Below are 7,381 nucleotides of genomic sequence, written 5' to 3'. Positions count from 1 at the left end.
TCAAAATAATATTTTTAAACAAGAAGCGATTGACTTTAGAAAAGAAGAAGGCAAAGGGAAAAAAATAGAAATCAAGAAACTTCTCGCCTTATCAAAAAAAACTACCCCCAGTAATTAAATGCATCTAAAAAATAAATAGACTCCCCCGAAGAATTAATTAAAAGGCCAGACACCCCTTCTTTTTTGTTCAAAAAATCAGAGGCCTCTTGAGGACCCAATACCATCAGAATGGTGGCACAGACATCTGCAGTCAGTGCATCGTCGGCAAAGACAGTGGCTGAAGCAACCCCTTGGGTCACCTCTCCACTGCGCCCATCCAGCACGTGGTGATAACGTTTCCCCTGGTGATCCAAATACCGCTCGTAATCGCCCGAACTGGCAATGGATCCGGTCTTCATCGAAAATCCTGCTACGGCTGAAAAAGGATCTTTAGAAAAAGGATTTCGAACGCCGATGTTCCAGGGAGGAGCGCCCTCTCCCTCTGAAAAAACGCGGATGTCTCCCGCCCCATTCACCATAAAGCGCTTTAACTCAAAAGCCTTCAGGACCTGATAGGCGCGATCTACCGCATAGCCCTTCCCTATTCCTCCCAAACCCAGCTTCATGTCAGGATGGGGAAGAAAAATCTCGCAGCGTTCCTGGTCGCATTGAATTTTACGAAAATTGATCTGCTTCTTCGCCTGGTTGATCTGAGTCTGCGAGGGAGGAATTCCCGACCGCATCGCCTCACGCCAAAGCTGGCCGACCGAGGCATAGCTGATATCGAAGGCCCCACCGGATTCTTCGGAAAACCCAAGGGCGAGCTGGATCAAATCAAAAATCTCCCGCGTTACCGCCACCGGACGCAGCCCCGCCTGCACGTTGATTGCATTGAAAGGGCTCTCACGAAAATCGGTCAACAGGTCTTCAATCCGACGAATCTCCGCAAAGGCCTCCGCAAAGCAGGTCTCTGCGAACTGCTCATCTTCAGAAGAGGAAAGATCGATTTTGATCTCAAAGGGAGAACCCATCAACGTTGCCTGTCGGGCAAAAACCCGAGGCTCGTCCATTTCATCTTCGGAGGATAAAAAATCCATGAGAGAGAATCGATCCTATTCTATCTTCCTCTGGAAGAGGAGGCACCAGACATGGCATGAAACTTATGAGCATGTCCGAAATGGGCCTGAAGCAGTTGATCAATTTTTTGGGAGAGGGCCGCTTTTTGGTCACTCGGCGTGGCGTCGAGCATACTTGCTTTTAATCCAGCCACGCTCTTGCCATTCGCTGTTGCAATTTCCGCAAGACTCTGCCCATTTTTTAGGGTGCTCGAAAGGGTTTGTCGATTTAATCCCAAATAGTTGGCCGCGACATCAAAGGTGGGAGGCCATTTTTGAATCGAAGAAGAAGTGGAAACACCTTGCAGCAAGGTGGATTGGATTGGGGATACACTCATGAAAAGCTCCTGTTTAGCATTGTTTCTATTGGTTCGACTGAGATACTTATTTCTAATTGCTAGCAATAGCAGTGCCACAAGCCCTGCCACAGCGGACCCAACAAAAATGTATAAAGAAATAAAGACAATCGTAGAGAACAAAAGAGTTGTGAGAGGGAAATTTTTTACTTGGAGGTTGAAACCAGGGAAAGAATTGCCAAGGATAAAAATTCTTTTTTAGGCCCTGAACCTTTTTACTACTTCTCCGGTCTTACTCCCATAGGGAGAGGTCAAAAGATTCAAAATTAACGGAGGCTCCTGTTATGAAGTTCAAAAAACATCTCATCAAAATTATTGTGTTAGGAGGAATGCTTGCCTTCTCCTTTAGAGGTTTCGCGCAAGAGAGCAGAGGTTTTGCTCCACACGATTTCAAGAATTCCGCTTTATTCAAAGAGCTTAAATTAAGCGAAACTCAAAAAAAGCAGATTCAAAAAATTCATGAGACCAATCATGAATCGTTCAAAGCCAATCGACAGGCCTCCAAAGAAGCGAGAAATAAATTAAAAGAAGCCATGGAAGGGAGCTCAAGCGACCAGGAAATCCGGCAACTTTTTCAAGAATCCCAAAAATTGCAGACAGAACTCATGACTCAGCGCTTTGAAGAGGCCTTGGCCATTCGAAAAATACTAAACCCCGAACAAAGAAAGCAGTTTCAGGAATTCCGAAAAAAGATGTTTGAAGAACGACATTCCAAAGAACATCAGGATCATTTTAATCAGGAATAAATGGAACAGTCCTTCATTAATCAGGAGGTTTTTAAATTAAGCAAAGGTGAGCTGGCGAGTTTTTCTGATCTTTATTATCAATACAAAGATTTAATTCGAGGGGTCTTGTTCCGCTTAACTCCCTTTGATCAGATTGATGATCTTGCACAAGAAACGTTCTTGAAAATTTGGAAGGGCTTGCCGGGCTTTCAAGGAAAATCAAGCCTCAGAGTTTGGATCTACCGAATTGCTTATCATGTGGCAGTAGATGCCTTGAAGAAAAGAAAAGCGATAAGAGAAGTGGCCTCCTGTGAAGAAACGGGGACGTCTTTTGAATCGCAGTGGATGAATCAAAAGTTGGTGCGAAAAATATTGAAAGAGTTGCCGCTCGAAAATCGTTCGGTGCTGGTGTTGTTTTTTATGGAAGAACTCTCTTTGGAAGAGATTTCCGAAACCCTGGAAATCCCGACAGGAACTGTAAAATCGAGGTTGCATTACTCAAAACAGAAAATGCTGGAGACTTTGGGAAAGGAGGGAATTGAATTATGAATTCTGAAACAGAAGAGGAACGATTGGCGGCATTCCTGAAACAAAATCGCCCTCTCCCCCAAGCCCCTCACCCCAACGACTATGTCTATTTACTTCAAAGAATTGCAAGAGAGCATCAGCAGCGGAGTCTGGAAGTTCTATTTCGTTTTCTTAAATATGCGCTTCCCACTTTCGGCACCCTTGCTCTCCTGGCCTTGCTTGTCCTTCCCGGCTATTGGTCTGGGAACTGGAATCCTTTTCATCACAGTATACGCAATGAAGAGATTGGTCAGTATTTGGCAGAGGCCTCTCTTTTTCTGGAGGATTCTAGCAGCTCCAATCGAGAGACCGAACTCGCCAGTGAAGACTGGGTCTGGTTGGCCGAGACTGTAAGTTCAAACAATAAGATGGATTCTGATTCGAGCAACTTTACTGAGGATTAGTGTCGATCATATGAATGTGTAGTTTTTAATTTATAACACAAGGAGAGAACCCATGTCTTCTGTAACATCAGCACCACTACCCAGCAATCTGGATGCGATTAGCGCTGCCAGTATTCCTATTGGCAACGCCCCGACTGGAAATCCTTCCAACACTAACAATCCCTCTGACCCTGCGGCGACGGCTGCAGCTGGCAATGTTGCTGGGTTACAGCCTGCTGGAATACAGCAAGGCCAACATGTCGGCGGACATCATCATGGCCATGGCCACCACCATGGTGGCAGCCATAAAGCTCCGGATCCAACGGATCCCAACACGGCCAGCAATCTTGCGGGAAGTGGATACAGCACCTCTCCAAGCCCTGCACTGGCAAGTGTGGATCGCTTAGGTGCTTTACAAGGCGGACGAAGAGGTTAGGCTAAATTGCTTGGCCGAATTTAGTTTTAAGCACTGGAAATTCTTAAAAACTTGAGCTACTTGCAGCCAGTGCAAATAAATCCCTCAGAAAAACCCCTAAGAAAGTTGAGCAAAGACGGAAGCCTCCACGTCACCGATGAAGTCTACAACACCCTCATCTCGGCAACAGGCGCTTTGTTGGCACTCCTTGGCGCGATTTCACTTGTTTATCTCTCTGTCAAAAACCGCAAACCCTGGCATATCGCTGGCTTTACAGTCTATGGAACCGCCTTGTTTCAGCTTTTTCTTTCCAGCGCCCTTCATCACGGAATAGATGGCTCGGAAAAAACCGAGCATGGGTTGCGACAGCTGGATTACTACGCTATTTTTGTGATGATCGCGGGTTCTTTCACGCCGCTTTGCCTCATCCTTTTAAGAAATACTTTAGGCTGGAGTGTGTTAGCTTTGGTCTGGTTTTTGTCGATTTTGGGAATCCTCTTGAAAATGCTCTATCCTTCGCTTCCCAAATGGTTTTCAACCACGTTGTATATCGGTATGGGCTGGTTGGGGTTACTGATCGCAAAACCTGTTTATCTGCTCGTTCCCCAAGTTATTTTTGGGTTGATGATAGGAGGTTTTTTTTACACGGTAGGAGCCCTCCTGTTTTTTTTGGAGCGACCCAATCCATTTCCAGGCAAGTTTGGCTTTCATGAAATTTGGCACCTGTTTGTTTTGGCAGGAGCCACCTCTCATTTTTGCATCATGTATTTTTATCTTCTGCCCTTTCCATCCTGATCAATTACCGTAGGATATCTTGCGATGCTTCTTGTAAAGCTTGAGCACCCAGTCATGGGTTTTATTGACTCTGCTGTTCCTCCCCTTAAGCTAAGGGGAGGTTAGGAGGGGTTATGGAAGATCTTGCTGAACTCAAAAATACTGTAATTTGCACGGTTTTCCATAACTCCCCCAACCCCCTCTTAGCTTAAGAGGGGGCAATACCAAAAGATGTGTAGATACCTATGCCTCAAGGGAGAGAGGACTTTTCAGAGTGGCTTCTTACTAAAATCTGCGGAACTCAAGTTACTTCTTATTCCTCCTCCTCAACCGCAGTGCCAATAACCCCAGCACACTGAGTAAAGAGTAAGGCAGGCCAGGCAACGCAGCTTCAGCTAAATTACAACCCCCACCGCCACCAGAAGGAGGAGGAGTAGGACTCGAAGCGCCAATACCGGAAGGGCCAGGTCCACCGGGGCCAGGGCCAGCAGCAATTGGAGGAACAATATTTAGTGTAAATTCAGCATCTTGATTTAAAGTTTCAGCCACACCATGAATTCTTACTTGAGAAGTCGAAACACTAGTTCCCGCTGGAACTTGAATGGTAAGCACGCGGGCATCTCCTGTTGTTGTATTGAATGCCGCCGTTACACCTGAGGGCAAGCCACTCGTTACCGATAAACCCACAGGAGCTGTATGACCACCCATGCGAGTAATGGCCACATTAACCTGTCCACTTTGCCCTGCCTGAATTTGCAAGGGACTTGGAGTAGCTGCAAGACTATAACCAACAGTAGGGGCACCCGATGTACCAGGAGCACCCGCTCCTGCAGCACCTTCATCGGGAATTCTCAAAGTTAAGGTGGCAGTAACACTACTAGCTGGAGTGCTAGCTATGTTTGCACTCACTGTAATAGGATATTCACCCGGTGTGGCATTTGCCGCTACAGCCACGTCAACATGCCCAGGGCTACCATTCACATATTGGGCGGTAACATTTGCAGGAGACCCTGACACGCTTATACTATCTATGGTTGGAGCTGGTGCAGGTCCTTCTATTGTCACCGTAGCAGATCCACTTTGTCCTTTTCTCACCACCAAAAAACTTGGATTTAAAGTGAGATCAAATGCCGTAGCACGCCGGTCGGAAGCAGGAGTTGGAGCTACGACACGAGCGATTAACTCACGAAATATTCCTTCACTGGCACTGTTACAAACATGAGCTTGATTAACACATATACGCAGAGGGTAAACTCCCAGGTGAGTAGAAGAATCGGCCTGTAAACTTAAAACTGAACTAGTTGAACCACTTGGTACTATATTAGGGGAAAATTCTAAATGTAAGCCTGATGGGACAGGAGGTTCCTGTAAAACATTTAAATAAAGGTTGCTAGCGGAAGGCATACCACTCCTAGAAACACCTACTGTTACCGTTTGTGTGGAACCTTGATGAATAGTTACCTCATCAACGGCATAAAGAGGAGGTAAAAGCACTGTAATTTCTTCACCAGTAGAAGCCGTCCTAGTGGTATAAGGGTTGTACTCATAAGCACCCAGATCTGCACGACCACCGTAAACAGCAGAACCTGTTGCATCTGTTCCATTAGTTTCAGAAGCTAGATCAATTCCAACGCTGCCCGCATTTAAAGCTACAGATTCAACCGTCCCTCGATTTAATTGCAAAATACCCAATAAGGGAATTGCAGTCAACGGAGGCTGGCCTCCCTGCATAGAACACGAAGGGGCACTATTCGCACCCTGCACTTCAATGGTTCCATCACATTGAGACAAAGCAACGCCATTTTTAGCAACAATCGAATTCTTTATTTTCAAATGAAAAGTTGCTCCATAAGAATCAGGAGGGGATACTAAAATAGCGGCAGAAGGACTAGACCCAGCAGCCGTATTATTAGCTATTGTCACATGATTCAAAAGGCTACTATTTTCAGCGGGGGTTCTCCCTGTAGCACCAATACCACCACAACCTCCTTCACATATGGATCCACCTGATGAAGCTGAAATAGCTCCTCCACTTTCTCTCGCAGTATTGTCGCTTAGAGTCACATAAGTTAACTGAGCATCTTGAGTAGAGAGAGAATTATAATAAGAAAATGAAATACCCCCTCCGTTTCGAGCGGTATTTCGACTCACAGAACTTCTTTCTACAACAAGATTAGAGGTATTGTTTATCGCTAAGCCCCCACCACCTTGATCAGCCGTATTATTACGAATATTTGCATTAGTAATTATTAAACCCGTTCCTCCAAGAAAATCTGCATAGATACCGCCACCAGATTGAGAAGAATAATTGTTTTCTATATTTCCATTTAGAAAAGTTAATGAAGCAAGTGAATTTACCCGAATACCTCCACCGCTACCTGCCGCATGACCTCCAGACACATTGACTCCAATTATACCCACTCCACCAGTTGTAGCAGGCGTATATATGTCAAAAATTCTGTCATTGAAATGTGTTCCGCCTTGGATAGTAGCACGACAGTCTGCACCGCAAGAAGTCCCCCAGGAGGAATCCCTAACGTCAAAGACTACTGGAGCAGTTATGTCTAAATCTCCTTCTGCAGCATTACGTTCCATTGAATCGCTAGAAGTATTGGCAGTGTCTAAAGTATAAGTATGCCCATTTTGAAGTAAAATCATATTTGGACCATTTCCCGAAAGAACACAGCCATATTGATTCGTACCAGTATTTGCTGTCATTACTGCGGCACGTAAGGAACACTCCCCTGATCTCAACGTATCAGCATCTGTAGTCACTCTAATTTGGGTAGCAGCCTTGGCCAAACCAGGAAACATCAAACTCACAAACAAAGCCAAAACCCATAATTGTTTTTTCATCTTCATAAAAAAATCTCCTTAAAATTTTATCTCCACCTGCGGTATCGGCATCCCTATCCAAAAAGTTGCTAACATATTTGAATCTGGATGCATTTAATTACTGGGGGTAAAAAAGAGCAAAAAGTAAGAAAAGTTTAATTTTGCTTAGAGATAAAAAGAAGGCGAGGATTTCTTGGTTTGAAAAGGACAAGAAAGGAGCCTCGCCTATGAT

At 45.1% G+C, this 7,381-nt stretch carries 8 protein-coding genes; 5 read left to right on the top strand and 3 right to left on the bottom strand.

Translation table 11 applies throughout. The annotated features are described in order from the left end of the window. Window positions 1–101 precede the first annotated feature (101 nt). Together HQM15_11870 and HQM15_11865 are read right to left on the bottom strand one after the other, a co-directional pair. Window positions 102–1,076, bottom strand: coding sequence for an FAD:protein FMN transferase (locus tag HQM15_11870; protein MBF0493459.1), 975 nt, complete (start codon window positions 1,074–1,076; stop codon window positions 102–104). A 20-nt stretch (window positions 1,077–1,096) separates the two neighbouring features. Beyond that, window positions 1,097–1,432, bottom strand: coding sequence for a hypothetical protein (locus HQM15_11865; GenBank protein ID MBF0493458.1), 336 nt, complete (start codon window positions 1,430–1,432; stop codon window positions 1,097–1,099). Between the two features lie 302 nt (window positions 1,433–1,734). On the opposite strand from HQM15_11865, the gene HQM15_11860 reads away from it, so the two are divergent. From HQM15_11860 to HQM15_11840, 5 genes are all read left to right on the top strand, one after another. Continuing rightward, window positions 1,735–2,196 carry a Spy/CpxP family protein refolding chaperone gene (locus tag HQM15_11860; protein MBF0493457.1) on the top strand — a complete coding sequence of 154 codons (462 nt, stop codon included), beginning with the start codon at window positions 1,735–1,737 and terminating at the stop codon, window positions 2,194–2,196. Continuing rightward, window positions 2,197–2,724, top strand: coding sequence for a sigma-70 family RNA polymerase sigma factor (locus HQM15_11855; protein ID MBF0493456.1), 528 nt, complete (start codon window positions 2,197–2,199; stop codon window positions 2,722–2,724). Then, window positions 2,721–3,146 carry a hypothetical protein gene (locus HQM15_11850; GenBank protein MBF0493455.1) on the top strand — a complete coding sequence of 142 codons (426 nt, stop codon included), beginning with the start codon at window positions 2,721–2,723 and terminating at the stop codon, window positions 3,144–3,146. The genes HQM15_11855 and HQM15_11850 overlap by 4 nt, the downstream gene beginning before the upstream one ends. 52 nt (window positions 3,147–3,198) lie before the next feature. Then, entirely contained in the window at window positions 3,199–3,561 is a 363-nt protein-coding gene (locus HQM15_11845; GenBank protein MBF0493454.1) for a hypothetical protein, read from the top strand. A 69-nt stretch (window positions 3,562–3,630) separates the two neighbouring features. Then, window positions 3,631–4,335: a hemolysin III family protein gene (locus tag HQM15_11840; protein ID MBF0493453.1), complete on the top strand. Its 705-nt coding sequence runs from the start codon at window positions 3,631–3,633 to the stop codon at window positions 4,333–4,335. Between the two features lie 285 nt (window positions 4,336–4,620). Here HQM15_11840 and HQM15_11835 read toward each other — a convergent pair whose 3' ends face one another. Beyond that, window positions 4,621–6,735, bottom strand: coding sequence for a hypothetical protein (locus tag HQM15_11835; GenBank protein MBF0493452.1), 2,115 nt, complete (start codon window positions 6,733–6,735; stop codon window positions 4,621–4,623). Window positions 6,736–7,381 lie beyond the last annotated feature (646 nt).

The organism is Deltaproteobacteria bacterium, assembly GCA_015233135.1.
Lineage (GTDB): Bacteria > UBA10199 > UBA10199 > JADFYH01 > JADFYH01 > JADFYH01.
Note: the sequence above shows the minus strand (reverse complement) of the source record. Positions and strands in the feature narration are given on the sequence as shown.